Source organism: Paraburkholderia strydomiana, from assembly GCF_046030495.1.
Taxonomy (GTDB): Bacteria; Pseudomonadota; Gammaproteobacteria; order Burkholderiales; family Burkholderiaceae; genus Paraburkholderia; species Paraburkholderia strydomiana_A.
Genome location: NZ_JAQQCJ010000007.1, coordinates 125692 through 151812 on the forward strand (window position 1 = coordinate 125692; position 26121 = coordinate 151812).

The window sequence follows — 26121 nt, forward strand, 5'->3', positions numbered from 1 at the left end:
GTGAAGGCGGCGGGGTCCGGCGAGGCCTGGTCTGGTGACGGAAGAAGCCGCATTCGGCGGGGGACGCCAGGTTTGGCGTGAGGGTGTTCATGGGGCGAGTTTCCGTGGCGCGTCCTTTGCCCTTCGCGCGCCCCCTTGCCCGTTCGTCCCTCGCTGGCGCCCGGCGCCTGGCATCCACCTCCGCTACCGCAAGTTATAGCGCCCGCGCAGCTCATTGATGATCCCCGCCGCGGCTGTGCTCGCCACCTCGCGCACATCCGCATCCTTCCGGTCGCGATGCAGATGACTGATGTCCCAATTGCAACCGCCCTCGTCCTCGACGGTCTCGTGGAAGCCGGTCGGAATCCAGCCCGCCGTGACCGGGTCGGCATCGAGCGCCTTCACGACCAGTTCTAACAGTTCCTGCTCGGTTTTGAGTTCACGCGTCATGCCGGTCTCCATCGTCATGTGCGCGGTGCCGCCGCGCGCGGCTCTCTGCGACGTCCACATGGCGCGTACCCCACCGCCGGGCCGGGCGCCGCCGCGGATGCGTCGAACGGGAAGCTGATGGTCGGAATACTCGCACTCTTTGCCCTACAATGCGCAGCATCATGCTCGCCAACCGTCTCCATCTTCTGCTGCCCTTCGCGCTGCCCGCCGCAGCGGACGCCTCCACCGCCCTTCACGACATTCAGAGCCCGGCCCTCGACCGGCTGATCGCGCGCGCAACGCTGGTCGAACGGGTGGTCGGCGAGGATTTTCAGCGCACGCTGCCGCACGAGCGCTGGGTGGCCCGCCAGTTCGGCGCACTGCCAGCGGGCGCGGCGGCCGCCGACGAAGCGCCGCTCGCCCCGTACATGCTGCGCGCCGACGGCGGCGATCCCGGCGACGCGACCTGGGCCTGCGTCCAGCCGGTGCATGTGCGCATCGCGCACGATCACCTGGTGCTGATCGATCCCGCCTCGCTCGACCTGTCCGACGACGAAGCCGGCGCGCTGCTCGCCGTCGCGCGGCCGCTCATCGAGGAGCTCGGCGTGCGCATCGAGGCGCCGAAACCCACACGCTGGTATCTGTCGGGCGACGGCTTCGGCACGCTGGCGGGCGCCTCGCCGTTGCGCGCGAGCGGCCGCAACATCGAAATCTGGCTGCCGCACGAAGCGCATTCCGGCGAGCGCTCGCGCGCGTGGATGAAGCTGCAGAACGAAGTGCAGATGGCGTGGTTCGAGCACCCGGTCAACGAAGCGCGCGAGGCGCGCGGCCTGCCGGCCGTCAACTCCATCTGGTTTCACGCGCAGGGCGCGGCGCAGCCGGTGCGCAGCCCGTTCGCGCGGGTGTTTTCCGACGCCGCGGCGACACGCGGTCTCGCGATGAGCGCCCGTGTCGAGACAGGTGCGCCGCCAGCGTCGTTTGCGGCGCTCTCCGGTGGCGTGACGGGCGTATCGACCGGCGCGACGGCCAATGGGACAGGCGCGGCGACCAGCGGGTCCACGCACCGTGAAGCGGGCGGCAACAGCAACGGCGCAACCAACGGCGGGACCAGGAGCGCCAATAGTCCAACCGGCGCCACCCTGGTCGAACTCGACCCGTTCTCCGCGCCCTACATCGAGCAGGACTGGGCGCGCTGGAACGACGCCTTCGCCGCCGTGCAAACCGACTGGTTCGAACCCGCGCTCGCGGCACTGCAATCCGGCCAACTCGCCGAACTCGGCATGACCTTGTGCGGCGACACCGGCTCGGTGACGCTCACGGTCACGCGCGGCGATTTGCGCAAATTCTGGCGGCGGCGCGTGCTGGCCTCGCTCTTCATCGAATGATTTACCGCATGCTCCACGGCCTTTCCGAATGACTCGAATCGTCACACGCGCCTCGTCTCCCGTCGACGCCGAAATTCTCACCCGCCACGGTCTGCATCCGGTGCTCGCGCGTCTGTACGCGGCACGCGGCGTATGCCTGCCCGATGAAATCGAAACCGGTCTCGCGCGGCTCGTGCCGCCCGTCGCGCTGAAGGGGTGCGAAGACGCCGCCGTGCTGCTCGCCGACGCGATCCAGCACCAGCGCCGCATGCTGGTGGTCGCCGACTACGACTGCGACGGCGCCACCGCCTGCGCGGTCGCGGTGCGCGGCCTGCGCATGTTCGGCGGCCAGATCGAGTATCTGGTGCCGAACCGCTTCGAGTACGGCTATGGCCTCACGCCCGAGATCGTCGCACTGGCCGCGCGCGGCGCGTCGGGCAAACCGGATCTGCTGATCACGGTCGATAACGGCATCGCCAGCGTCGACGGCGTCGAGGCGGCCAACGCGCTCGGCATCGACGTGCTGGTCACCGATCACCACCTGCCCGGCGACGAACTGCCCGCCGCCCGCGCGATCGTCAATCCGAACCAGCCTGGCTGTACGTTCCCGAGCAAGTGCATCGCGGGCGTCGGCGTGATGTTCTACGTGCTGCTCGCGTTGCGCGCGGAATTGCGCCGCCGTGGCGTGTTCGGCGACGCGTTTCCCGAACCGCGCCTCGACGGCCTGCTCGATCTGGTCGCGCTCGGCACGGTCGCCGACGTGGTCAAGCTCGACGGCAATAACCGCGTGCTGGTCGCGCAAGGCTTGCAGCGCATCCGCAAAGGCAAGATGCAAGCGGGCATCGCCGCCCTCTTTCGCGCGGCCGCGCGCGACGCCCGCAGCGCGTCGGGCTTCGACCTCGGCTTCGCGCTCGGGCCGCGGCTGAACGCGGCCGGACGCCTGTCGGACATGTCGCTCGGGATCGAATGCCTGACCACCGACGACATCGGCCGCGCATGGGACCTCGCGCAGCAACTCGACACGATGAACCGCGAGCGCCGCGAGATCGAAGCGGGCATGCAGCAGCAGGCGCTCGACGATCTCTCGGCCATCGACCCGGAAGGGGCGACCACCATCACGCTGTTCAATCCGGGCTGGCATCAGGGCGTGATCGGCATCGTGGCCGGACGGCTGAAGGAGAAATTCCACCGGCCCTCGTTCACCTTCGCGCTCGCCGACGACAGCGGCCAAACCGTCAAAGGATCGGGCCGCTCGATCCCCGGCTTCCATCTGCGCGATGCGCTCGACCTGATCTCGAAGCGCGAGCCGAACCTGATCGTCAAATTCGGCGGCCACGCGATGGCTGCGGGCCTGACGCTCGCCGCCGCCGACGTGCCGCGCTTCACCGCCGCGTTCGAGGCGGTCGGCCGCGAGTGGCTGTCCGAGGACGCACTGTCGCGCACGGTGGAAACCGACGGGGAACTCGAAGACGCCTACTTCACGCCGCAATTCGTCGAGATGCTCGACGCGGCCGTGTGGGGTCAGGGCTTCCCGGCGCCGGTGTTTTCGGGCGAATTCGACATCGCGTCGCAGGCGCTGGTGAAGGACAAGCATCTGAAGCTGCAGCTCGTGCGCGGCCGCCAGCGCTTCAACGCGATCTGGTTCAACCACACCGACACGCTGCCGGCGCGGACCACCGTCGCCTACCGGCTGGCGAGCGACACGTGGAACGGCGTGTCGCGCGTGCAACTGATCGTCGAGCACGCGGCGAGCTGAGGCGGCGGGCTGACGTGGGCAACTGGCGCAAGCCACTGCGGTACGCCGCGAAAGCGGGCCAGGTGACGTGGCCGACCGCAGTGACCGACCGGACCAACTGGACCAACTGGACCAACCGACGCGACCAGACCGAAGCAGCAGACTGAACCGCCGACGCCTGGCGCCGCGCGCCATCGCGTCGACGGCGCCGCAAAAACGTCGAAAATCTCCGCAAAATCAACCCTGAACCCGCGCCGGATCGCTCGAGAGCCGCCGGGGCGGCGCATCGATCGGCTATAATTTCCCCTTTTTACGAAGCTATAAAAGATCGACATGGAAGCGGAACGTCTCAACGCGATCGAAGCCTCTCTGGCGGACCTGCGCGCACGCGCGGCCGACCTACGGGGGTATCTTTGACTACGACGACAAAGCACTGCGTCTAATCGAAGTCAACCGGGAACTCGAAGACCCGGACGTCTGGAACGACTCGAAGCATGCCCAGGCCCTCGGCCGGGAAAAGAAACTGCTCGACGACACGGTCGGCAAACTCACCTCGCTGCACAACGACCTGCGCGACGCGCAGGATCTGTTCGAGATGGCGCGTGAAGAAAACGACGACGAAACGCTGCTCGCCTGCGAAGCCGATGCGCAAGGGCTCGAGTCGCGCGTCGCCGACATGGAATTCCGCCGGATGTTCGCGAATCCGGCCGACCCGAATAACGCGTTTCTCGACATCCAGGCCGGCGCCGGCGGCACCGAAGCGTGCGACTGGGCGTCGATGCTGCTGCGCCAGTACCTGCGCTACTGCGAACGCAAGGGCTTCAAGACCGAAGTGCTGGAGCAGACCGACGGCGACGTCGCCGGCATCAAGAACGCGACGATCAAGATCGAAGGCGAATACGCCTACGGCTTCCTGCGCACCGAAACCGGCGTGCACCGCCTCGTGCGCAAGTCGCCGTTCGATTCGTCGGGCGGGCGTCATACGTCGTTCTCGTCGGTGTTCGTGTACCCAGAGATCGACGACTCGATCGAAGTGGACATCAACCCCGCTGATCTGCGCATCGACACGTACCGCGCGTCCGGCGCGGGCGGTCAGCACATCAACAAGACCGACTCCGCGGTGCGTATCACGCACATGCCCTCGGGCATCGTCGTGCAATGCCAGAACGACCGTTCGCAGCACCGCAACCGCGCCGAAGCGATGGCCATGCTGAAGTCGCGCCTGTACGAAGCGGAAATCCGCAAGCGTCAGGAAGAGCAGGACAAGCTCGAAGCCGGCAAGACCGATGTGGGCTGGGGTCATCAGATCCGCTCGTACGTGCTGGACAACAGCCGTATCAAGGATCTGCGCACCAACGTCGAAATCAGCAATACCAAGAGCGTGCTCGACGGCGACCTCGACCCGTTCATCAGCGCAAGCCTGAAACAGGGCGTGTAACCCGCGCAACCGGCGCGGCTTTGCAAAGAGCCGCGCCGCATCTTTTTACCGCCTGAGGTTTTTACACTGACTGGCCTCCCGCATCCGGCGCACTCCGGTGCATGCCGATGCGGGCCACCGAACACACATCATCATGACCGAATCGACCCAGCCTAATGCGGCCCAGCCGACAGTCGCGCCCGAGGTGGACGACAACAAGATCATCGCCGAGCGCCGCGAAAAGCTGCGCGAGCTGCGTGAGCAAGGCGTCGCCTATCCGAACGATTTCCGTCCCACGCACCACGCCGAAGATCTGCAGGAACAGTACGAGCACGCCGACAAGGAAGCACTCGAAGCGAATCCACTCGAAGTCGCGATCGCCGGCCGCATGATGCTCAAGCGCGTGATGGGCAAGGCGAGCTTCGCGACCGTGCGCGACGGTTCGGGTCAGATCCAGTTCTTCATCACGCCGGCCGACATCGGTCAGGAAACGTACGACGCGTTCAAGAAGTGGGACATGGGCGACATCGTCGCGGCGCGCGGCGTGCTGTTCCGTACCAACAAGGGCGAGCTGTCGGTGCGCTGCGCCGAACTGCGTCTGCTGTCGAAGTCGCTGCGTCCGCTGCCGGACAAGTTCCACGGTCTGTCGGACCAGGAAATGAAGTATCGCCAGCGCTACGTCGATCTGATCGTCACGCCGGAAACGCGCAAAACCTTCGTCGCGCGCACCAAGGCGATCTCGTCGATCCGCAAGTTCATGGCCGACGCCGATTTCATGGAAGTCGAAACGCCGATGCTGCATCCGATTCCGGGCGGCGCGGCGGCCAAGCCGTTCACCACGCATCACAACGCGCTCGACATGCAGATGTTCCTGCGCATCGCGCCGGAGCTGTATCTGAAGCGCCTGGTGGTCGGCGGCTTCGAGCGCGTGTTCGAGATCAACCGTAACTTCCGCAATGAGGGCGTGTCGGTGCGCCACAATCCGGAATTCACGATGATCGAGTTCTACGCCGCGTACACCGATTACAAGTGGCTGATGGATTTCACCGAGCAGCTGATCCGCCAGGCCGCGATCGACGCATTGGGCACGGCGACCATCACCTATCAGGGCCGCGAGCTCGATCTGGCCAAGCCGTTCCATCGGCTGACGATCACCCAGGCGATCCAGAAATACGCGCCGCAATACACGAATGAGCAACTCGCCGACAGCGCGTTCCTGCGCACCGAGCTGAAGAAGTTCGGCGTCGACGCGTCACAGCCGCAGTTCCTGAACGCGGGCGTGGGCTCGCTGCAACTGGCGCTGTTCGAAGAGACCGCCGAGTCGCAATTGTGGGAGCCGACCTACATCATCGACTACCCGATCGAAGTCTCGCCGCTCGCGCGCGCGTCGGACAAGGTCGACGGCATCACCGAGCGTTTCGAGCTGTTCATCACGGGCCGCGAGATCGCCAACGGCTTCTCGGAACTGAACGATCCGGAAGACCAGGCGGCCCGCTTCAGGAAACAGGTCGATCAGAAGGACGCCGGCGACGAGGAAGCAATGTTCTACGACGCGGACTATATTCGCGCGCTCGAATACGGCATGCCGCCGGCGGGCGGGTGCGGTATCGGCATCGATCGTCTGGTGATGATGCTCACGGATAGCCCGAGCATCCGCGACGTGATTCTGTTCCCGCATCTGCGCCGCGAAGACTGATCTTTACGCGGTTCGCATCAAAGCAAACGCCCGGCTCGAAGCCGGGCGTTTTTTCTTGCGACGCGCACAAGGCTGTGGGTGATACGCGTGTTCGATGGTTTGTAACCATAGGTAAAACCTGAAGAAGCGCGGTCAGGTCCCTGCAACGGGCATCTGTGTTGAACGTTGCAAAGGCCAAGGCGCCCCGCCCGCCTTGCCAGGACATGGCCGCGAAGGCGCACGGTAGCCAGTTACAAATTGATACGCCAACGGGATCGAATTGCCGGACACTCAGTCTCAATAAAAGTCGACTCTGCCAGAGACGGAGGCCAACATGGACAAGCCCACCAACGATTCCCAACCCGCGCAGCAACGTCGCATTCACCCGCTGGTCGCTGGCGCGGCGGCTGCGGTCATCATCGCGAGCCTCGCCGCGACTGCAGCCGTCACGGGCCTGTTTCCGAAGGCGTCGAGCAGCGGCGCGCAGACCGATCAGACTCAGGCCGCGCAAGTGACGACACAACCGGGCGTAGTCGATTCGGCGACGCCGGTTGACCGGCCGGCGCAGCAGCAGCTCGCGCAACAGCAAGCGCCGCAGCAGGCTCAACAGCCCGCACCTGAACCCACGCCGCCGCAGCAACCACGGTATGCCCAGCAGCAACAGGCACAACCTGCGCCGCAATACGCGCAACAACCTCCCTCATCCCCCGCCTATTGCTCGACGTGCGGCACGGTCGTCGCCATTTCGGCGGTCCGTCAGGAAGGGCATGGCACGGGAATCGGCGCAGTCGGCGGCGCGGTGGCCGGTGGTGTAGTCGGCAATCAGTTCGGCGCAGGCGGCGGCCGCACCGCAATGACCCTGCTCGGCGCGCTCGGCGGCGGCCTCGCCGGCAACTCGGTCGAAAAGCACATCCGCAGCTCGACGTCGTATTCGGTGCGGGTGCGGATGGAAGACGGCAAGACGCGCTATTTCACGTATCACGAAGCGCCGCCGTTCCAGCAAGGCCAGCGCGTACGGGTCGAAAACGGCACGCTGGCAGCAGGCTAGGCCAACGCAAAGGCCAAGGGAGGCAGTCCGGCATTTCCGCGGACGTTAAAAAAGGCGATTCCAATGGAATCGCCTTTTTTGTTTGCCGCGAGCCAGCGGAAGCGGAACAGCTCACGCATTCGGCCACGCACTCATCAGTCACGTCGCGTTCAATAATCCGCGTCTTCAATCCATGCAGCCTGAATCGCCTCGAGGATCTTTTCGTTCGAACGGTCAGGATCGTCGTCAAATCCTTCCAGCTCTGTGACCCAGCGGTGCAAGTCGGTGAAGCGCACCTGTTGCGGATCGATGTCCTGGTGCTTGTCAGTCAGGGCCATCGCGATGTCTTGCGTATCGGTCCACTTCATGGCTGCATCCTCCTGTTAGTGGTTTTCCTTCGCGTGATTGATCGAATAACGCGGAATTTCGACGACCAGGTCCTGCTCCGCCGGCACCATCGCCTGGCACGACAAACGCGAAGCCGGTTCGAGCCCCCACGCCTTGTCCAACAGATCGTCCTCGTCTTCCTCGGACGGCGTCAAGGCGGCGAAACCCTCACGCACGATCACGTGACAGGTCGTGCACGCGCAGGACTTCTCGCACGCGTGCTCGATTTCAATGCCGTTCTCGAGCAGATTGTCGCAAATGCTCTTGCCGGGCACGGCGTCGATCACCGCGCCTTCCGGGCACAGTTCGACGTGGGGCAGCACAACGATTTGAGGCATACATTTTCCGTTTGGGTCTGAGGCGCGGCGGCCATCAACGGGCTCCGCACCATTTTACTGGCGCCGTGGGGACTTTTTAAGTCCGCACGGCGCGCTTGAGCGTCCGTGGCCGGCGCGGCGCGCCCGCCTGCCGGCCCGCGACGCTCAGATCTCGTCGAGCTTGCGGCCAGCGAGCGCGCGGCGAATGCCCTTATTCATGCGGCGGGCGGCGAATTCGTCGGTGCCCTCGGCGAGCGTTTTGGTCGCGGCTTCGATCGCGCCGGCGTCGTCGCTCTGCGCGACTTTGCGCAATGCATCGAGCAGCGCGTCGAGCGCGGTGCGCTCCTCGTCGTCGAGCAATTCGGCGTCGGCGGCGAGCGCGGCGTCGGTCGCTTCCACCAGACGCCGGGCTTCGACCTGCGCCTCGCGCAAGGCACGCGCGCGCATGTCGACTTCCGCGGTCGAGAAGCTGTCTTCGAGCATGCGGGCGATGTCGTCGTCGGCGAGACCGTACGACGGCTTGACCACCACCGATGCTTCCACGCCCGAGCCCTGCTCACGCGCAAACACCGACAGCAGACCGTCCGCGTCGACCTGGTAGGTCACGCGAATGCGCGCTGCGCCGGCCGCCATCGGCGGAATGCCGCGCAGTTCGAAACGCGCGAGCGAACGGCAGTCGCTGACGAGCTCGCGCTCGCCTTGCACGACGTGAATCGCCATCGCGGTCTGGCCGTCCTTGAAGGTCGTGAAATCCTGCGCGCGAGCGACCGGAATCGTCGAGTTGCGCGGGATGATCTTCTCGGTGAGCCCGCCCATGGTCTCGACGCCGAGCGACAGCGGAATCACGTCGAGCAGCAGCCACTCGTCGCCGTCCGCGCCGCGGTTGCCCGCGAGCAGATCGGCCTGGATCGCCGCGCCGAGCGCGACGACCTGGTCCGGGTCGAGGTTGACGAGCGGCGGCTGGCCGAAGAACGTTTCGACCGAACGGCGAATCACCGGCATGCGCGTCGCGCCGCCGACCAGCACTACGCCCTTGATCTCTTTGGTCGTGACCTTGGCGTCGCGCAGGGCTTTTTTCGTGGGCCCGAGCGTGCGCTGCACCAGCGCCTGAGTGATCGCTTCAAAAGTAGCTTCAGTGATCGTCAGATCGAGCCTGGTGCCGCTCGAGAGCGTCGCCGCAAGGGTAGCCTCGGGCGCATCCGACAACGCCTCCTTGGCCGTGCGTACGCTGTCGAGCAGCAGGCGCACGTCTTCCGCTGCGAGCGTCTGCGGCGCGATTCCCGCCTGCTCCAGCACGTGGCGATACAGCGCGTGGTCGAAATCGTCGCCGCCGAGCGCGGAGTCGCCGCCCGCCGCGAGCACTTCGAATACGCCCTTGGTGAGCTTCAGGATCGACAGATCGAAGGTGCCGCCGCCGAGGTCGTACACCGCGTACAGACCCTCGGAGCCGTTGTCGAGGCCGTAGGCGATCGCGGCCGCAGTCGGCTCGTTCAGCAGGCGAAGCACGTTCAGGCCGGCCAGACGCGCGGCGTCCTTGGTGGCCTGGCGCTGGGCTTCGTCGAAGTACGCCGGCACCGTGATGACCGCACCGACCAGCTCGTCGCCGAGCGTGTCTTCGGCGCGCTGACGCAGCGTCGCGAGAATTTCGGCCGATACTTCGACCGGACTCTTCACGCCATCGACGGTGCGAATCTGCACCATGCCGGGCGCGTCGATGAAATCGTATGGCGCGTTTTCAGCGCCCTCCACTTCCGCCTTGCCTCGGCCCATGAAGCGCTTGACCGAGACGATCGTGTTGCGCGGATCGCTCGCCGCTTCGGCCCTGGCCGTGCGGCCGATCCGGCGGCCGCCCTTTTCCAGGTAACGCACCACCGACGGCAGCAGCGCGTGGCCGTGCTCGTCGGGCAGCACATCGGGCACGCCGCTACGCACCGCAGCGACGAGGGAGTTGGTGGTGCCGAGATCGATACCGACCGCCAGACGCCGCTGATGAGGCGCCGGCGCCATGCCGGGTTCGGAAATTTGCAGTAAGGCCATCTGGATCTTCTCGGGGCCGCTTTGCCCCGTCCTGAATTTTCGCGTTGCTGGATGTAATGCTACGGCTGCTGGCCGGTGCTTTGCTTCGTGCTTCGTGCTCCGTGTCAAGTTGCGTCTGCATCCGTGTCTGGGGAAACCCACCCACGGCACCGCCGCACGCTAGGACTCGAGCCGCTCGATCTGCACGCCGATTTCCGACGCCACCCGCTCGATGAACATCAATTGCCGCACCGCTTCGCCGGCTGCCTGGTTCGCGCCGCTGTCGAGCGATGCGCCGAGCTTGCCGAACCGCATGCGCTCTTCGTCGCGCAGCTCGGTGAGCAAGGCGTCGAGCGCGTCGACGTTCTTCGCCGCGGCCGCGTCTTCGATGCTTTCGCGCCACTCCATCTGCTGCATCAGGAACGCCGGCTCCATCGCCGTGTTGTTCTCCGCGCCGACATCGATGCCGCGCAGCGACAGCAGATACGTGGCACGCTTCAGCGGATCGCGCAGCGTCTGATACGCCTCGTTCGCGCGCGTTGCCCATTGCATCGCGATACGCTTTTGCGCGTCGCCGGCTGCCGCGAAGCGGTCCGGATGCACTTGCGCCTGCACCGTGCGGTACGCGTGATCGAGCGTCGCCGCATCGAGCGCGAATTGCGCCGGCAGATCGAACAGGTCGAAGTGGCTATCGTTCAGCGAGGCCATCGGATTAAAAGTCCGTTGATGAAAGCGCACCGGAGTGCAGTCTAAAAATGTGGCTCGAAAGCGCAAACGCGGCGAAGCGTGAAAGGCCAACCGGCCAGGCGCGGCGGCGGATGCGCGGATCAAATTAAAAAGGCGGCCCGCGCCGCCTTTGGTCCGCTGCACGCGGAAGTCTTCGGATTTACACGCGGAACGACTCGCCGCAACCGCATTCGTCCTTCACGTTCGGGTTGTTGAACTTGAAGCCTTCGTTCAACCCTTCGCGTGCGAAGTCGAGTTCCGTGCCGTCGATATAGGCGAGGCTCTTCGGGTCCACAATGATCTTCACGCCGTTGCAATCGAACACCTGATCTTCAGCCGCGAGTTCGTCCACGTACTCGAGCTTGTAGGCCAGGCCGGAGCAACCGGTCGTACGCACGCCCACGCGCAGCCCGACGCCTTTACCGCGACGGGTCAGATACTTCTGGACGTGCTGTGCTGCCTTTTCGGTCAACGTAATTGCCATAGCGTTTCTCATTGCGCAGTGCGCGCGTCGCGCGGGTGTCGATCCCCGTGCGGCGCGTTACGCCCTGCTGCCCTCTGTGCATCAAATATCGCTCATGCTGGACGGCGCCTTGAATCGGCTCCGTCCGCTTCCTGTCACCCAACCGCGCTCAACCCCGCGCCGCAACGACCGCTCAAGCGTGCTGCTTGTCGCCTTCGACGACCGCTTCACCGTGACGTTGCTTGTAGTCGGCGACCGCTGCCTTGATCGCGTCTTCCGCGAGGATCGAGCAGTGGATCTTCACCGGCGGCAGCGCCAGTTCTTCAGCGATCTGCGTGTTCTTGATCGACATCGCCTGATCGAGCGTCTTGCCCTTCACCCATTCGGTGACGAGCGAGCTCGACGCGATGGCCGAACCGCAGCCATACGTCTTGAACTTCGCGTCTTCGATGACGCCGTCCGCGCCCACGCGAATCTGCAGCTTCATCACGTCGCCGCAGGCCGGCGCACCGACCATGCCGGTGCCGACCGCATCGTCGTCCTTTGCGAAGGAACCGACGTTGCGCGGGTTTTCGTAGTGGTCCAGAACCTTGTCGCTATAAGCCATGATTACACTCCTTGATCCGTTTCAACCTGCAATTTGCAATTCGATGAATTCGACATCGTCCAACGGCGCGTCAGTGCGCTGCCCACTGGATGGTCGAAATATCGATCCCGTCCTTGTGCATTTCCCACAGCGGCGACAAGTCGCGCAGCTTCGAAATCTTGCTCTTCAGCAGGTTGATCACGTAGTCGACGTCCTGCTCGGTCGTGAAGCGGCCCACCGTGAAGCGGATCGAGCTGTGCGCGAGCTCGTCGTTACGGCCGAGAGCACGCAACACATACGACGGCTCCAGCGAAGCCGACGTGCAAGCCGAGCCCGACGACACCGCCACGTCCTTCACCGCCATGATCAGCGATTCGCCTTCGACGAAATTGAAGCTGATGTTCAGGTTGTGCGGCACACGCTTTTCCATGTCGCCGTTCACATACGTTTCTTCCATTTCCGACAGGCCGGCGAGCAGACGGTCGCGCAGCATGCGGATGCGTTCGTTTTCCGTCGCCATTTCTTCGCGTGCGATACGGAACGCTTCGCCCATACCGACGATCTGGTGCGTGGCCAGCGTGCCCGAACGCATGCCGCGCTCGTGACCGCCGCCGTGCATCTGCGCTTCGATGCGGATACGCGGTTTGCGACGCACGTAGAGCGCGCCGATGCCCTTCGGGCCGTAGGTCTTGTGTGCCGAGAACGACATCAGATCAACCTTCAGCTTTTGCAGGTCGATGGCGATCTTGCCGGTAGCCTGGGCCGCATCGACGTGGAAAATGATGCCCTTCTCGCGCGTGATCTCGCCGATTGCCTCGATGTCCTGGATCACGCCGATCTCGTTGTTCACCGACATTACCGACACCAGAATCGTGTCCGGGCGCAGCGCGGCCTTGAATTTTTCCAGGTCGATCAGACCGTCGTCCTTGACGTCCAGATACGTGACTTCGAAGCCTTCGCGCTCGAGTTCGCGGCAGGTGTCGAGCACGGCCTTGTGCTCGGTCTTCACCGTGATGATGTGCTTGCCCTTGCTCTTGTAGAAGTGCGCCGCGCCTTTGATCGCGAGGTTGTCCGACTCCGTTGCACCCGAGGTCCAGATGATTTCGCGCGGGTCGGCGTTGACCAGCGCGGCGACGTTCTCACGCGCTTCTTCAACTGCACGCTCCGCGTCCCAGCCATACGAGTGGCTGCGCGATGCGGGGTTGCCGAACTGCTCGCGCAGATACGGAATCATCTTGTCCACCACGCGCGGATCGATCGGCGTCGTAGCGCTGTAGTCCATGTAGATGGGCAGATGGAGAGAGTCGTTGTTCATCAATTGCTCCGGGGACGTCATGTGCTCTGGCTTCTGGGTTCTTGATCAGGCTGCGGCGAATGCTAGATACCGCGCCTCACGACCCGGCCATGTTGAAAACGGAATTGGGCCCTTTCGGCACGGTGCGAACAGGCTCGACCGCCGGCGCTTCGTTGCGCCTGTCGCGCAGCACCGCCGGCGCGCCTTCGCGCGAACGCTGCTGATCGACGAGATCCTTGAGGGAGACCGAATCGAGGTATTCGACCATTTTCTGGTTCAGCGTCGACCACAGTTCATGCGTCATGCAGTGGCCGTCGTGCTGTTTGGTGCCCTCGCATGACCCTTTGCCGCCGCACTGGGTGGCATCGAGCGGCTCGTCGACCGCGATGATGATGTCGGCCACCGTCACGTCTTCGGCGCGGCGGGCCAGATTGTAGCCGCCGCCTGGTCCGCGCACGGACTCGACGATTTCGTGACGACGCAGCTTGCCAAACAGCTGCTCGAGGTACGACAGGGAGATATGCTGGCGCTGGCTGATACCCGCAAGCGTCACCGGGCCCTGCTCCTGGCGCAGCGCCAGGTCAATCATCGCCGTGACGGCGAAACGGCCTTTCGTGGTGAGTCTCATATGGTGTGGGAACCGCAATTCTCGACAAGTTTGGTCAAGTATAAATACATGAGCGATTTAGTCAAGTATCCCTATTGCGATTTGGGTCATTTACTTAATAACCGGCGCACCTGAATGCACCGCTGCGGGAATTACGCGAGCAACTGGGGACGCAACGCGGCGATCAACCCGCGGCAGGCAACTTCGCATTGATCCAGCACCTGCTCGAAGCCTTCCGCGCCGCCGAAATATGGATCGACGACTTCGCGAGTGCCGCCCCAACGGCCGTCCGCTTCCGGGACGAACTCCATCAACAGCCGGATCTTGTCGCGCTGCCCCGGCGGGCAGATCTGGCTCAGCGCGGCGACGTTTTTGTCGTCCATCGCGATCAGCAGATCGAAGCGTTCGAAGTCCATCGCGGCAATCTGGCGACCGCGCAATGCGGCCAGTTCATAACCCCGCTGCCCAGCCGCATGCCGCGCACGCTCGTCGGGTGGCGCGCCGATGTGCCAGTCACCCGTACCGGCGGAATCGATCAGAATGCGTTCCGCGAGCTTCGCCTCATCGACGAGATGGCGCATCACGCCTTCCGCCGTCGGCGAACGGCAGATGTTCCCCAGACACACGAAGCAGACGGACACGGTTTTCATCTGAAGTTTCAGGCGCTTTTTCAGGCGAGTCTGATGGCGAATAAACAGTGCCGCGATTATACAAAGCCGGGCAAATTCTCGCCGAAGGTCGTTGCAGAGGCTTAGACGTGACGCCAGCCTGTCAAGCCGCACGCCCAGCGAGGCCTATCTGGCCCCGAACTCAGGATGCCTCGGCAAGCGGCATCGCGGTCGCAGCGCGCATCGGCTTGGCAGGCAGGGCCGAAGCCGCGTCGATCATGCCGTACGAGACGGCGCGCGCGAGTTCCGCAGTCAGTTGATCAGCATCCAGCATGGCCTGAGGAGCGCGCGAAGCAGCACTGCCGCAAATATGCAAATAAGCAGCTGCGGCGAGCGGCACAACAATGGCAAGGGGCCAGTACACCGATATTGTCTTTTTCATGATGTCGTTTTTCCAATTAGGGGCGCATGAGCTTGTGGCGCACTATGCCCAGTGCAAATGCTATAGGAATTCGCAATCAGGAAAAACCCACCTTCACGAGATACAGCGTTGCTCCAAATGGAACAGTCAATTGTTGATTACGTCGCGTGGGAGAGTACGCGTTGGCACGAAAAAGACATCCTTACAAACATATACAAACTGCGTAGGACAGACAGGGATAATGGCGGTCTTACAAAAGTAATCCTCTCGCACTGGCTCACCAAATGAAACGTCTTGCACCACTCGCCGGCCTCGTGGTCGCCGCCCTGCTTGGCGGCTGCGCGGTCTATCCAGACGGCACGCCGATGTATAGCAATGGTTATGGCGGCGGCTACGGCGCCTATGACGGTTATGACGGCTACGCCGCCGGCGGGCCGGCCGTGCCGCAAACCAATGTCTATATGGGGTATAGCAACTACTCGGGCCCCGGCTACTACGGCGGACCGGGGCGCTATTACGGACCGGGGCCCGGCTATCGGGGCTACCCAGAACGGGGCCGGCCGAATAACGACAACCACGGGAACCACGACAACCGCGGCGACAACGGCGGCCGGCATGGGCAGCCGAACGGCGGCCCGCCTCCGCAGGGCGCGGTTGGCGGGCCGCGTGGACCTGGCGGATCGAATGCGCCACGGCCCGGAGCGGGGGGGCCGCCGCAGCAGTCAATGCCGCAGTCACCGCCGCAGCAGCAGGTGGGCAATGGCGGCGGGCGCATCAGCGGTGACCATGCAAGACCGGCAAGAGACACTTCCGGTCGCCAATCCGGTGGAACGATAACGCAGCATTAAGAGCCGCGTGCAAAGCGACGTGATGCGGGCATCGGTTTCGCCCGCTTCACTCCAGAGCGGCGAATCACCCCGTCCGATAAAGGCCTTTGAGTTGCCGCACACCGCGGCGGCTCGTCAATCCCAATTGTTCTGCTCACTCCCCGATACCGGGTTACCAGCGCGCTTCACCGAGCCGCCGACGGTTTCGCACAGCCACGCGCAATGTCGCCCGCTCAGCTCAGCCAATATGGCTACGCTGCGCCGCATACAACTCCCTGAACGTACGGCCGACCGGCGCCGGCATATCGCGCGTGTTGGTCCAGCCCGCGCCGCCGAACGGCAATTTGGCAATCGAACGATTGCGTCCGCCCATCCGCTCCAGCACGCGCACGGCCAGCTTGGTGAAGAGCGCATAAGCGTCGGGATGCAGCGCCAGAAAACCCCACACGGCCAGCCCGGCGCGCTCCTTCCACGGACGCAGACGCCGCTCCACCTGCTTCTCCCGCAACTTGCGCAGCAAATCGGATAGCGGAATCCCGACTGGGCACACGCTATTGCACTCGCCACACAAGGTCGCGGCCTGCGGCAAGTCCAGCGCCTTGTCGAGTCCGACATAGCTGGGCGTCAATACCGAACCCATCGGCCCAGGATAAACCCATCCATACGCGTGGCCACCGACCTTCTGATAGACCGGGCAATGATTCATGCACGCGCCGCAGCGGATGCACCTGAGCATCTCCTGAAAATCGCCGCCGATCAGCCCCGTGCGCCCGCCATCGACCAGCACCACGTACATATGCTCGGGACCGTCCTGGTCACGCTCGCCGCGCGGCCCCGTCAGCACGGAAAAATAGTTCGACGTGCTCTGCCCGGTCGCCGAGCGCGGCAGCAGGCGCATCGCCGTCGAGAGGTCTTCGAGCGTCGGCAGCACCTTCTCGATGCCAGTGACCGCGACATGCACGCGCGGCATCACCGTGCACATGCCTTCGTTGCCCTCGTTCGTGACGAGGACGACCGAGCCCGTTTCCGCAACAACGAAATTACCGCCCGTCACGCCCATGTCCGCGCTCATGAAATGCGGCCGCAGCATCTCGCGCGCTTCGCGGGTCATCTCGGGAATCTCGCTCAGACGCGGCCGGCCATGCGTCCTCGCGAACAGGTCGGCGATCTCGTCCTTATCCTTATGGACGACCGGCGCGATGATGTGACTCGGCGGCTCGTTGTCGTTGATCTGCAGGATGTATTCGCCGAGATCGGTTTCGATCGACTGCACGCCCATTTGCCCGAGCACCTCGTTCAGGCGCATTTCCTCGGTGACCATCGATTTGGTCTTGATTACCTTCTTCACATCGTGGCGCCGCGCGATGTCGCAGACGAGCCGCGCCGCCTCCTGGGTCGTTTCGGCGAACAGTACCGTCACGCCGCGCCGGCTCGCCTCGCGTTCGAAGTTTTCCAGCCACACGTCGAGGTTGTCCAGCGCGCGATTGCGGCGCTCCTTGAGCGCGGCGCGAGTGGCGGGAAAGTCGATCGCGCTCATTGCCGTGGCGCGGGCCGACACGAACTTGGTGGACAGCTTGGTCAGGTTCTGCTGCAAACGCTGGTCGGCGAGTTTCTGACCGGCGCGAGCCTTGAACTGCATCGATTGGATTTGCATGGCGGCCTTGTGCGGAATCGAAAACGCGACGCGCGGCACGGAACGCGCGAGTCGGTATGCGTGAATGAACGGCGCGAGTGGAGCGACAAGCAGCAAGCGGCGACCGACGGCCCCCGTGCCTTATACGTCTCCCGCCAGCACCTGAGCGATGTGCAGCACCCGCGTCGTCGAGTTTCCGGTTCGCCGCAGACGGCCTTCGATGTTGAGCATGCAGCCAAGATCGCCGAGCACCACCGTACCGGCGCCGCTGGCACTGATGTTCGCGCACTTCTCGTCGACGATCGCCGTCGAGATATCGCCGTACTTGACCGCGAAGGTGCCGCCGAAACCGCAGCAATGCTCGCAGTCCTTCATCTCCGTCACTGCGACGCCCACTTGCGCGAGCAACGCGCGCGGCTGGCTCTTCACGCCGAGTTCGCGCAACCCCGAACAGGAGTCGTGGTACGTCACCTGGCCCGTGAACTCGCCGGGCTGTAATTGCACTTTAGCCACGTTGACGAGGAAATCGGTCAGTTCGAACACCCTCGCGCGCACCCGGCCGTAGCGGTTCATCAGTTCGGGGTCGTCGGCGAACAGGTCGCCGTAGTGCACGCGGATCATGCCGCCGCACGACCCCGACGGCACCACCACGTAGTCGAACTGTTCGAACTCGCGCAGGGTTTTCTCGGCCAGATCGCGCGCAATGCGCCGCTCTCCCGAGTTGTACGCGGGCTGCCCGCAACAGGTCTGCGCCGGTGGCACCACCACCTCGAAACCGGCGCCTTCGATCAGTTTGATGACCGAAAAGCCAATCTCGGGACGCATCAGGTCGATCAGGCAGGTGACGAACAATCCGACTCGCATGAGCCCTCCTTCGGGAAAACGTCCCTGATTATCCGCTGTTTGGCGCACAATACCAACGGCCGGAAGGCATAGGACGAACGCCTCGCAAATTGGAGCAGGCATTCGAACCGCGTTCGCTTTTTTCACTATACGAGATACAATCAATTTCCGCTGTTTGACGCGTCAACCGACTCCTCCCATGAGCGATACGAACCCGGATCCCAAAACTTCGATCCAGGTGATCGAACGCATGATGCGCCTGCTCGATGCACTCGCAGCGCATAGCGACCCGGTCAGCCTGAAAGAACTCGCTATCCGCACGGAGTTGCATCCGTCCACCGCGCACCGCATCCTGAACGACATGGTGATGTGCCGGCTGGTCGACCGCTCGGATCCCGGCACTTACCGTCTCGGCATGCGCCTGCTCGAACTGGGCAATCTGGTGAAGGCGCGTCTGTCGGTGCGCGACGCGGCGCTGACGCCGATGCGCGAACTGCACCGGCAGACCGGCCAAACGGTAAACCTGTCGGTACGCCAGGGCGACGAAATCGTCTATATCGAGCGCGCTTATTCCGAACGTTCCGGCATGCAGGTGGTGCGGGCCATCGGCGGGCGGGCGCCACTGCATCTGACTTCGGTGGGCAAGCTGTTCCTCGCTGCCGACGAATCCACCCGCGTGCGAGCCTATGCCACGCGCACCGGTCTGTCGGGCCACACGCAGAACAGCATCACCGATCTGAGCAAGCTGGAGCGCGAGCTGTCGCACGTGCGCCAGCAGGCCTGCGCGCGCGACAACGAGGAGCTGGAACTGGGCGTGCGTTGCATCGCGGCCGGCATCTACGACGACACCGGCAAGCTGGTCGCCGGCCTGTCGCTATCGGCCCCGGCAGACCGCCTGCAGGACTCGTGGCTCGGGCAGCTCAGCCAGACCGCGCTGATGATTTCCGAAGCGCTCGGCTATCGGCCGCAAGCGCCGCACGATCATTCGCGCAGTCATCACGCCTGAAACGGCAGTCACTTCCGCGCCGTTGCAATAAAAAAAGCCTCGCGAAAATGCGAGGCTTTTTTTATTCATGGACGGAAGGTCGAGAAACCCGCCGCCATACCACGGCGCTTCAGGTGCCAGGACCGCCGGCATCCGCGCTGGTGATACGCGGCTGGTCGCCGCCGTTATCCAGCCACGTGCGCAGACGCGTGGCGTCCGCGAAACGCGAGTACTTACCCGACGAATCGAGCAGCACCATGATCATCGGACGGCCATGAATGGTCGCCTGCATCACGAGGCACTCGCCCGCTTCGTTAATGAAACCGGTCTTTTGCAGACCAATGTCCCACGTCGGATTACGCACCAGCGCATTGGTGCTGTTGTACGCCAGCGAGCGCTTGCCGGTGTACACCTCGTAGCTGTGATCGGTCGAGAACTTGCGGATCAGCGGATACTGATACGCCGCGTTGACCATCTTCACGAGGTCGCGCGCGCTCGACACGTTCTGGCTCGTCAATCCCGTAGGGTTTTCGAAGTGCGTATCGGTCATGCCGAGTTGTTTGGCCTTCGCGTTCATCGCGGCGAGGAACGCCGGACGGCCGCCCGGGAAATACCGCGACAGCGCAGCGGCGGCCCGGTTTTCCGAGGCCATCAGCGCGATGTGCAGCATGTCTTCACGCGACAGTACGGAGCCCACCGACAGACGCGAGCCGGTGTTCTTCTCATAGTCGCGGTCTTCGTCGGTGACTTCGATCTGGTCAGTCATCGACTCTTTCGAATCGAGCACCACCATCGACGTCATGAGCTTGGTGATCGACGCGATCGGCACCACCGCGCGCGAGTTCTTGTCGAACAGCGGCTCGCCGGAGTTCTGGTCGATCACGTAGGCGACGCTCGAGCGCAACATCAGCGCGTCCGGCGTTTCGTGCAGGCCGAAAGCCTGGCCGACGGTCGGCTGGCGCGGCTCGTACGCGACGCGGCGCACCACCGAGTGGTGACGGCCGTTCGACGTGAAGCTCACGCGCTTGCGCTTGGCGCTGGCGCGCGGCGCATCGTCGTCCGCAGCGGCCGCGGCTTTCACCGCCGCGCCTTTACTGGCCTTCGCCGACTTGCTCGACACCTTGGCGTCGGCGGCGGCCGGCTTCTTCGCGGCTTTAGCGTGTTTGGAGGTTTTTGCGGTTGCAGCAGCCGTGGCGGCAAGGCTGCTGACGGGCGTGGCAAACGCCGCTGCGACGACCAGGGAGACGGCCACCGACAGAGCGGTGCTGCGGGCCGCGCCGTGGATCACTTTCAGCGACGAAAACATGTCGGTTTTCATGGGTGTTCGGTAGGGAGCGGCGAGAGGTTTCCGCAAGTGTAGTAAAACAACGAAAAATTAGCAATTTGAAGCACTTATAGGCGCTCCTTAAACCGGCTTGTAAGCTCCGATCGCAAAAACACAAATAAGTGCCGCACGTCGATCGAAAAAAACGATCGCCAACGTGCTACGTCTCGCCCTTGTCGCCATCCGCCCGAATCGAGGGATTCCTGCAGCTTAACGGCAATTTCGAGACAACCTTGATGAGGGGAAATACGGTTGGAGCATCGGGCAGATGCAGCGCCGCCGATATGGCAAGACGTCGCTGGGGCCTCGCGTTCATCTTGTAAATGCCTGCTGGAGACCGCCAACGCGCATTCGACCGGCATGAAGCATTAACGTTCCATGACAGTTTGCGGTTTACATCGAATTGTCCATCTCACGATTTTTCGTGAGATGCGGATGTTACCGTTCCCCGCGCGATCCTGCTTCAGCAGCAGAAAAAACTCACCAAACTGGTTCCCAATACCCATTTATACCGCACCGGCACGGTGCCAAAGTCAAATCGACCGGTGTCACACGTATGACATGCTTACTGCATAACCTCTTGTTTTATCAGCATTTTATTAAAATTGTGCAACGCACAAAAAGCGCTTGACATTCATTGTGGTCATCCTAAAATGGGAACCATTGCTGCGATGCACAATACATCGCGGTCCGGGGAGACGATCTTCCGTCTCGCCACCCACCCAATGCGGTCCGCACAGACAGACCGCAATCCAGGAGCGTAAACCATGACTCTGCTGACCCCTGAGCAATTCGCCGCAGCCCAGAAAGCCAACTTCGAAACGCTGTTCGGCCTGACGACCAAAGCATTCGAAGGCGTCGAAAAGCTGGTTGAGCTGAACCTGCAAGTCGTCAAGTCGACGCTCGCGGAAAGCCAGGAAAATGCCCAACGCGCGCTGTCGGTGAAGGACGCGCAGGAATTGCTGGCGCTGCAGGCTAGCCTCGCACAGCCGGTGGCTGAAAAGGCGCTGTCGTATGGTCGCCACGTGTATGAAATCGTTTCGGCAACTCAAGGTGAATTCACCCGCGTTGCGGAAGCCCAGTTCGAAGAGCAAAACCGCAAGGTGCAGTCGCTCGTCGAAAACGTCGCGAAGAACGCACCGGCCGGTTCGGAAACCGCCGTCGCCGTGATGAAGTCGGCTATCACCGCCGCCAACACCACGTACGAAACGGTTCACAAGGCGACCAAGCAAGCTGTCGAAATCGCCGAAAGCAACTTCAACGCAGCCGCTACCGCCGCGTCGAAGGCAGCTTCGCAAGCCGCTGCGCAAGCATCGCGCTCGGCCAAGAAGGCAGTCTAAGCTTCAGGCATCGCTTTCGGGCAGTACCTCACGCCGGCACCGCGCAAGCAGTGTCGGCGTTATCGTAAGCAACAGCGTCGTGCCGTTGCCGCTCACACGGTTTGATTGGCCGAACGCTCCGATACGTTGAACAACGTATCGTTTGCCCGGCCAAAGGCCGGGATTTTTTTGCCGGCTGCCCGACAGAAGAGGCAAGCACGCGTAAGCCGCCGCCGGGTGTGTCGTTGCGGCGCCACAAGCGCCCTGCCCTGTTGCCCAACGAAAAAGAAACGGCGCGTTCCTGACGGGACGCGCCGTTTCTTTTTGCTCCTTCGATCCCGCCCGCAAGCGGACGGGCCCAACGGCTTTACTTCTTTTTCTGCGGCGGCAAATCAGTGCAGACACCTTCATACAGCTCGGCGGCCATCCCGATCGATTCGCCCAGCGTCGGATGCGGGTGAATCGTCTTGCCGATGTCGGTCGCATCCGCGCCCATTTCGACGGCGAGACAGACTTCGCTGATCAGGTCGCCCGCATTCAGACCGACGATCCCGCCGCCGATCACGCGATGCGTTTCCTCGTCGAACAGCAGCTTCGTGAAGCCTTCGTCGCGGCCGTTGGCGATCGCGCGGCCCGAAGCGGCCCACGGGAACACCGCCTTGCCGTACTTGATGCCCGCGGCCTTCAACTGGTCTTCGGTCTTGCCGGCCCACGCCACTTCCGGATCGGTGTAGGCCACCGACGGAATCTGCAGCGCGTCGAAGTAGGCGTTCTCGCCATGCGCGGCTTCGGCGGCGACGTGGCCTTCGTGCACTGCCTTGTGCGCGAGCATCGGCTGACCGACGATATCGCCGATCGCGAAGATGTGCGCCACATTGGTACGCATCTGCTTGTCGACGTCGATGAAGCCGCGATCGGTGACCGCGACACCAGCCTTGTCCGCACCGATCCGCTTACCGTTCGGTGTACGGCCGACGGCCACCAGCACGAGGTCGTAGCGCTGCGCTTCAGCCGGCGCCTTCTCGCCTTCGAACGACACGTAGATGCCGTCGTCCTTCGCTTCGGCCCCGGTGGTCTTGGTCTTCAGCATGACGTTCGCGAAACGCTTGCTGTTGTACTTCTCCCACACCTTGACCAGGTCGCGGTCCGCGCCGGCCATCAGGCCGTCGAGCATTTCGACCACATCGATCTGCGCGCCGAGCGTTGCATACACCGTCGCCATTTCCAGGCCGATGATGCCGCCGCCGATCACCAGCATGCGCTGCGGAATCTGCCGCAATTCAAGCGCGCCGGTCGAATCGACCACGCGCGGGTCTTCCGGAATGAACGGCAGCTTCACCGCTTCCGAGCCGGCGGCAATGATCGCCTGCTTGAACTTGACGACCTTCTTGCCGCCTTCGGTCTGCACTTCCATGTGATTCGGGTCGACGAACGCGCCGGTGCCCGTCACCACTTCGACCTTGCGCGCCTTGGCCATGCCGGCGAGGCCGCCGGTCAGCTTCTTGACGACGCCCGACTTGAAGTCGCGCAGCTTGTCGAGATCGATCTGCGGCTTGCCGAACGTGATGCCGTGCGAGCCGAGCGCTTCGGCTTCGTCGATCACGAGCGCGGTATGCAGCAGCGCTTTCGACGGAATGCAGCCGACGTTCAGACACACGCCGCCGAGCGTCGAATAACGCTCGACCAGCACCGTCTTCATACCGAGGTCGGCCGAGCGGAACGCGGCCGAATAGCCGCCAGGGCCCGAACCGAGCACGAGCATGTCGCACTCGATATCCGCGCTGCCCGAGAAACTGCCGGCTTGCGGAGCGGGCGTGGGCACAGCCGCAGCTTGCGCCGGGGCCTTTTCAGGCTCCCTGGCCGCGGCCTTCGGTGCATCTTTAGCAGGCGCCGCGTCCGCGGACGTTTCGACGAGCGCAATCACCGTGCCTTGCGAGACCTTGTCGCCGGCTTTGACGCGGACTTCCTTGACGGTGCCTGCGGTATCGCTCGGCACTTCGATGGAGGCCTTATCGGACTCGAGCGTCATCAGCGCCTGTTCGTTCTCGATGACGTCGCCCGCTTTGATATTGACTTCGATGACATCGACGTCCTTGAAGTCACCGATATCCGGCACTTTTACTTCGACGAGACTCATGTTGTCCCCTTCTCTTATTGATCGTGATGAGCGAAGAACCTACCGCTATGGCCCAAAAGCTGGCAGCGCGACGGACAGAATCATCCTTTGCTGTCCGCCGAAGGACGCGCCTTTCTTTTGCTTACTTTTCTTTGGAAGACACCCCGAAGGAAGTGCCCTTGGGGTACAAAGAAAAGTAAGTGCCGCCCCGCACAGGGGCGACGCTAATAGACCGACAAGCATGCAGGTTCTACAAAAGTGCGCGGATCACAGACAAACAGTCAGCGCCCCGCGCAACATCACCATCAAAGAATCACACGCCGGAAATCGGCAAGAAGCGCCCCAAGATACGCATTGAAGCGCGCAGCTTCAGCCCCGTCGATAACCCGATGGTCATACGACAGCGACAGCGGCAACATCAGCTTCGGCACGAACTGCTTGCCATCCCACACCGGCTTCATCGCACCGCGCGAGAGACCGAGAATGGCGACTTCAGGCGCGTTGATGATCGGCGTGAAATGCGTGCCGCCGATCCCGCCGAGCGATGAAATCGAGAAGCAGCCGCCTTGCATCTGATCCGGCTTGAGCTTGCCGTCGCGCGCGGCCTTCGACAGGTCGGTCATTTCCTTGGCGATCTCGACGAGACCCTTCTTGTCCGCGTCGCGAATCACCGGCACCACCAGACCATTCGGCGTATCGGCGGCAAAACCTACGTGGTAGTACTGCTTGAACACGAGGTTATCGCCATCGAGGCTCGCGTTGAACGTCGGGAATTTCTTCAGGGCCGACACCACGGCCTTGATCACGAACGCCAGCATCGTGATCTTTACGCCGGCCTTTTCGTTTTCCTTGTTCAACTGCACGCGCAGCGCTTCGAGTTCGGTGATGTCCGCCTCGTCGTTGTTTGTGACGTGCGGAATCATGACCCAGTTGCGATGCAGATTCGCGCCCGAAATCTTCTTGATACGCGACAGCGGCTTCGGATCGATCGGACCGAACTTCGTGAAGTCGATCTTCGGCCACGGCAGCAGATTCAACTCGCCGCCACCTGCGGCCGCCGGCGCCGCGCCTGCCGGCGCTGCACGCTGACCGGTCATCACGCCCTTGATGAAAGCGGTCACGTCGGCCTGCGTAATGCGGCCCTTCGGACCCGTGCCTTGCACCTGCGTCACATCGACACCGAGTTCGCGTGCGAACTTGCGCACCGACGGCGACGCGTGGCTCGCGTGGCGCGTGCCGCCCTCGCCTGCCGGAATCGACGGTGCTTGCGCAAGCGCTGACGGTGCAGCCGGTGCGGGCGACGGCGTCGCCGGCGCATCGGACGGCTTTTCGGCGGGTGCCGGTTTCGCAGCCGGTGTGGCAGCCGGTGCGGCAGCGCCACCTTCGGCTTCCACCACGACGATTACCGAGCCTTCCGAGACCGTATCGCCGACCTTGACCTTCACTTCCTTGACGACACCGGCGGCCGAGCTCGGCACATCCATGGTCGCCTTGTCGGATTCGAGCGTCACCAGCGACTGCTCTTTCTCGACGCGGTCGCCGACCTTCACCGCGACTTCGATCACGGGGATGTCTTTGTAGTCGCCGATATCCGGCACTTTGACTTCCTGCAGGCCGCCGCCGCTCGAAGCGGGTGCGGGCGCAGCAGCCGGCGCGGGCGCCGGCGCGGCAGCAGGCGCCGCGGCCGGAGCCGCAGCAGCCGCGCCGCCTTCAGCGGCTTCCAGCACGACGATCAGCGAACCTTCCGACACGTTGTCGCCGACCTTGACCTTCACTTCCTTGACGACGCCGGCCGCCGAACTCGGCACGTCCATGGTCGCCTTGTCGGATTCCAGCGTAACGAGCGATTGCTCTTTCTCGACGGTGTCACCCGCCTTCACCAGCACCTCGATCACAGGGATGTCCTTGTAATCGCCGATGTCCGGCACCTTGACTTCGATCGCTTGACTCATTGTTAGTGTCTCCTGGGCCGCGCACGCAGCCTGCCTCCGTCGATCAGAAGCAGGCGCGCACGCCGTGGCAC

General features: G+C 63.4%; 24 protein-coding genes. 8 read left to right on the forward strand and 16 right to left on the reverse strand.

Translation table 11 applies throughout. From position 1 onward, the window contains the following. Positions 1–183: 183 nt before the first annotated feature. Positions 184–489, reverse strand: coding sequence for a hypothetical protein (locus PQQ53_RS11830; protein ID WP_408144032.1), 306 nt, complete (start codon positions 487–489; stop codon positions 184–186). Between the two features lie 89 nt (positions 490–578). On the opposite strand from PQQ53_RS11830, the gene PQQ53_RS11835 reads away from it, so the two are divergent. The 5 genes from PQQ53_RS11835 to PQQ53_RS11855 all read left to right on the forward strand — a co-directional run bounded on the left by PQQ53_RS11835 (position 579) and on the right by PQQ53_RS11855 (position 7647). Then, positions 579–1793, forward strand: a complete 1215-nt coding sequence (locus PQQ53_RS11835; RefSeq protein ID WP_408156298.1) for a regulator — start codon at positions 579–581, stop codon at positions 1791–1793. A 28-nt stretch (positions 1794–1821) separates the two neighbouring features. Then, entirely contained in the window at positions 1822–3528 is a 1707-nt protein-coding gene (recJ, locus tag PQQ53_RS11840) for a single-stranded-DNA-specific exonuclease RecJ (RefSeq protein ID WP_408144028.1), read from the forward strand. Between the two features lie 312 nt (positions 3529–3840). Next, a protein-coding gene (prfB, locus tag PQQ53_RS11845; RefSeq protein WP_408156300.1) for a peptide chain release factor 2 occupies positions 3841–4945 on the forward strand; the annotation gives its coding sequence in 2 pieces (ribosomal slippage) (positions 3841–3921 and positions 3923–4945; 1104 coding nt in all). Between the two features lie 133 nt (positions 4946–5078). Next, complete coding sequence (gene lysS / locus PQQ53_RS11850; protein ID WP_408144024.1) at positions 5079–6620, forward strand: lysine--tRNA ligase; 1542 nt, start codon at positions 5079–5081, stop codon at positions 6618–6620. Positions 6621–6933: 313 nt separating this feature from the next. Beyond that, the gene (locus tag PQQ53_RS11855; protein WP_408324183.1) at positions 6934–7647 is read left to right on the forward strand and encodes a glycine zipper 2TM domain-containing protein; all 714 of its coding nucleotides are present in this window, start codon (positions 6934–6936) and stop codon (positions 7645–7647) included. A gap of 149 nt (positions 7648–7796) precedes the next feature. Here the strand turns inward: PQQ53_RS11855 and iscX are convergent, their stop codons facing one another. The 10 genes from iscX to PQQ53_RS11905 all read right to left on the reverse strand — a co-directional run bounded on the left by iscX (position 7797) and on the right by PQQ53_RS11905 (position 15072). Beyond that, entirely contained in the window at positions 7797–7994 is a 198-nt protein-coding gene (gene iscX, locus PQQ53_RS11860) for a Fe-S cluster assembly protein IscX (RefSeq protein WP_408144020.1), read from the reverse strand. A gap of 15 nt (positions 7995–8009) precedes the next feature. Then, positions 8010–8351 (reverse strand): ISC system 2Fe-2S type ferredoxin, encoded by a 342-nt coding sequence (gene fdx, locus PQQ53_RS11865; RefSeq protein ID WP_175160925.1) that lies wholly within the window; start codon positions 8349–8351, stop codon positions 8010–8012. A 144-nt stretch (positions 8352–8495) separates the two neighbouring features. Beyond that, positions 8496–10367 (reverse strand): Fe-S protein assembly chaperone HscA, encoded by a 1872-nt coding sequence (gene hscA, locus PQQ53_RS11870; RefSeq protein ID WP_408324185.1) that lies wholly within the window; start codon positions 10365–10367, stop codon positions 8496–8498. A gap of 159 nt (positions 10368–10526) precedes the next feature. After that, positions 10527–11054: a Fe-S protein assembly co-chaperone HscB gene (hscB, locus tag PQQ53_RS11875; RefSeq protein ID WP_408144016.1), complete on the reverse strand. Its 528-nt coding sequence runs from the start codon at positions 11052–11054 to the stop codon at positions 10527–10529. 178 nt (positions 11055–11232) lie between these two features. After that, positions 11233–11556, reverse strand: a complete 324-nt coding sequence (gene iscA, locus PQQ53_RS11880; protein WP_408144014.1) for an iron-sulfur cluster assembly protein IscA — start codon at positions 11554–11556, stop codon at positions 11233–11235. A 172-nt stretch (positions 11557–11728) separates the two neighbouring features. Continuing rightward, positions 11729–12142, reverse strand: coding sequence for a Fe-S cluster assembly scaffold IscU (gene iscU, locus PQQ53_RS11885; RefSeq protein WP_327628466.1), 414 nt, complete (start codon positions 12140–12142; stop codon positions 11729–11731). Positions 12143–12212: 70 nt separating this feature from the next. Beyond that, entirely contained in the window at positions 12213–13436 is a 1224-nt protein-coding gene (locus PQQ53_RS11890; protein WP_408144011.1) for an IscS subfamily cysteine desulfurase, read from the reverse strand. Between the two features lie 76 nt (positions 13437–13512). Next, a complete protein-coding gene (gene iscR / locus PQQ53_RS11895) occupies positions 13513–14043 on the reverse strand; it encodes a Fe-S cluster assembly transcriptional regulator IscR (protein WP_042322770.1) in 531 nt (176 codons plus the stop codon). Between the two features lie 131 nt (positions 14044–14174). Beyond that, positions 14175–14672 carry a low molecular weight protein-tyrosine-phosphatase gene (locus PQQ53_RS11900; protein WP_408144008.1) on the reverse strand — a complete coding sequence of 166 codons (498 nt, stop codon included), beginning with the start codon at positions 14670–14672 and terminating at the stop codon, positions 14175–14177. A gap of 160 nt (positions 14673–14832) precedes the next feature. Beyond that, positions 14833–15072: a hypothetical protein gene (locus PQQ53_RS11905; protein WP_408156307.1), complete on the reverse strand. Its 240-nt coding sequence runs from the start codon at positions 15070–15072 to the stop codon at positions 14833–14835. Between the two features lie 263 nt (positions 15073–15335). Here PQQ53_RS11905 and PQQ53_RS11910 point away from each other — a divergent pair, with 263 nt between their 5' ends. After that, entirely contained in the window at positions 15336–15899 is a 564-nt protein-coding gene (locus tag PQQ53_RS11910) for a hypothetical protein (RefSeq protein WP_408324187.1), read from the forward strand. 217 nt (positions 15900–16116) lie between these two features. On the opposite strand, the gene PQQ53_RS11915 is transcribed toward PQQ53_RS11910, so the two are convergent. Continuing rightward, positions 16117–17532 carry a lactate utilization protein B gene (locus PQQ53_RS11915; RefSeq protein ID WP_408324188.1) on the reverse strand — a complete coding sequence of 472 codons (1416 nt, stop codon included), beginning with the start codon at positions 17530–17532 and terminating at the stop codon, positions 16117–16119. A gap of 120 nt (positions 17533–17652) precedes the next feature. Next, positions 17653–18375: a (Fe-S)-binding protein gene (locus PQQ53_RS11920; RefSeq protein WP_408156313.1), complete on the reverse strand. Its 723-nt coding sequence runs from the start codon at positions 18373–18375 to the stop codon at positions 17653–17655. Between the two features lie 178 nt (positions 18376–18553). Between PQQ53_RS11920 and PQQ53_RS11925 the strand changes: the two genes are divergently transcribed. Continuing rightward, a complete protein-coding gene (locus PQQ53_RS11925; protein WP_408143998.1) occupies positions 18554–19360 on the forward strand; it encodes an IclR family transcriptional regulator in 807 nt (268 codons plus the stop codon). Positions 19361–19469: 109 nt separating this feature from the next. Here PQQ53_RS11925 and pbpG read toward each other — a convergent pair whose 3' ends face one another. After that, positions 19470–20657: a D-alanyl-D-alanine endopeptidase gene (pbpG, locus tag PQQ53_RS11930; RefSeq protein ID WP_408143996.1), complete on the reverse strand. Its 1188-nt coding sequence runs from the start codon at positions 20655–20657 to the stop codon at positions 19470–19472. A gap of 773 nt (positions 20658–21430) precedes the next feature. Between pbpG and PQQ53_RS11935 the strand changes: the two genes are divergently transcribed. After that, entirely contained in the window at positions 21431–22003 is a 573-nt protein-coding gene (locus PQQ53_RS11935) for a phasin family protein (RefSeq protein WP_095418901.1), read from the forward strand. Positions 22004–22349: 346 nt separating this feature from the next. Here PQQ53_RS11935 and lpdA read toward each other — a convergent pair whose 3' ends face one another. Further along, positions 22350–24119 carry a dihydrolipoyl dehydrogenase gene (gene lpdA, locus PQQ53_RS11940; RefSeq protein ID WP_408324190.1) on the reverse strand — a complete coding sequence of 590 codons (1770 nt, stop codon included), beginning with the start codon at positions 24117–24119 and terminating at the stop codon, positions 22350–22352. A 284-nt stretch (positions 24120–24403) separates the two neighbouring features. Next, on the reverse strand, positions 24404–26050 hold the full coding sequence (gene aceF, locus PQQ53_RS11945; RefSeq protein ID WP_408324191.1) for a dihydrolipoyllysine-residue acetyltransferase: 1647 nt from the start codon (positions 26048–26050) through the stop codon (positions 24404–24406). Between the last annotated feature and the right edge of the window lie 71 nt (positions 26051–26121).

What these genes read in the sequence shown, in the direction of transcription:
- PQQ53_RS11830 (WP_408144032.1), bottom strand. Translation starts at nt 489, where the DNA reads ATGTGGACGTCGCAGAGAGCCGCGCGCGGCGGCACCGCGCACATGACG.
- PQQ53_RS11835 (WP_408156298.1), top strand. Translation starts at nt 579, where the DNA reads ATGCGCAGCATCATGCTCGCCAACCGTCTCCATCTTCTGCTGCCCTTC.
- recJ (WP_408144028.1), top strand. Translation starts at nt 1,822, where the DNA reads ATGACTCGAATCGTCACACGCGCCTCGTCTCCCGTCGACGCCGAAATT.
- lysS (WP_408144024.1), top strand. Translation starts at nt 5,079, where the DNA reads ATGACCGAATCGACCCAGCCTAATGCGGCCCAGCCGACAGTCGCGCCC.
- PQQ53_RS11855 (WP_408324183.1), top strand. Translation starts at nt 6,934, where the DNA reads ATGGACAAGCCCACCAACGATTCCCAACCCGCGCAGCAACGTCGCATT.
- iscX (WP_408144020.1), bottom strand. Translation starts at nt 7,994, where the DNA reads ATGAAGTGGACCGATACGCAAGACATCGCGATGGCCCTGACTGACAAG.
- fdx (WP_175160925.1), bottom strand. Translation starts at nt 8,351, where the DNA reads ATGCCTCAAATCGTTGTGCTGCCCCACGTCGAACTGTGCCCGGAAGGC.
- hscA (WP_408324185.1), bottom strand. Translation starts at nt 10,367, where the DNA reads ATGGCCTTACTGCAAATTTCCGAACCCGGCATGGCGCCGGCGCCTCAT.
- hscB (WP_408144016.1), bottom strand. Translation starts at nt 11,054, where the DNA reads ATGGCCTCGCTGAACGATAGCCACTTCGACCTGTTCGATCTGCCGGCG.
- iscA (WP_408144014.1), bottom strand. Translation starts at nt 11,556, where the DNA reads ATGGCAATTACGTTGACCGAAAAGGCAGCACAGCACGTCCAGAAGTAT.
- iscU (WP_327628466.1), bottom strand. Translation starts at nt 12,142, where the DNA reads ATGGCTTATAGCGACAAGGTTCTGGACCACTACGAAAACCCGCGCAAC.
- PQQ53_RS11890 (WP_408144011.1), bottom strand. Translation starts at nt 13,436, where the DNA reads ATGAACAACGACTCTCTCCATCTGCCCATCTACATGGACTACAGCGCT.
- iscR (WP_042322770.1), bottom strand. Translation starts at nt 14,043, where the DNA reads ATGAGACTCACCACGAAAGGCCGTTTCGCCGTCACGGCGATGATTGAC.
- PQQ53_RS11900 (WP_408144008.1), bottom strand. Translation starts at nt 14,672, where the DNA reads ATGAAAACCGTGTCCGTCTGCTTCGTGTGTCTGGGGAACATCTGCCGT.
- PQQ53_RS11905 (WP_408156307.1), bottom strand. Translation starts at nt 15,072, where the DNA reads ATGAAAAAGACAATATCGGTGTACTGGCCCCTTGCCATTGTTGTGCCG.
- PQQ53_RS11910 (WP_408324187.1), top strand. Translation starts at nt 15,336, where the DNA reads ATGAAACGTCTTGCACCACTCGCCGGCCTCGTGGTCGCCGCCCTGCTT.
- PQQ53_RS11915 (WP_408324188.1), bottom strand. Translation starts at nt 17,532, where the DNA reads ATGCAAATCCAATCGATGCAGTTCAAGGCTCGCGCCGGTCAGAAACTC.
- PQQ53_RS11920 (WP_408156313.1), bottom strand. Translation starts at nt 18,375, where the DNA reads ATGCGAGTCGGATTGTTCGTCACCTGCCTGATCGACCTGATGCGTCCC.
- PQQ53_RS11925 (WP_408143998.1), top strand. Translation starts at nt 18,554, where the DNA reads ATGAGCGATACGAACCCGGATCCCAAAACTTCGATCCAGGTGATCGAA.
- pbpG (WP_408143996.1), bottom strand. Translation starts at nt 20,657, where the DNA reads ATGAAAACCGACATGTTTTCGTCGCTGAAAGTGATCCACGGCGCGGCC.
- PQQ53_RS11935 (WP_095418901.1), top strand. Translation starts at nt 21,431, where the DNA reads ATGACTCTGCTGACCCCTGAGCAATTCGCCGCAGCCCAGAAAGCCAAC.
- lpdA (WP_408324190.1), bottom strand. Translation starts at nt 24,119, where the DNA reads ATGAGTCTCGTCGAAGTAAAAGTGCCGGATATCGGTGACTTCAAGGAC.
- aceF (WP_408324191.1), bottom strand. Translation starts at nt 26,050, where the DNA reads ATGAGTCAAGCGATCGAAGTCAAGGTGCCGGACATCGGCGATTACAAG.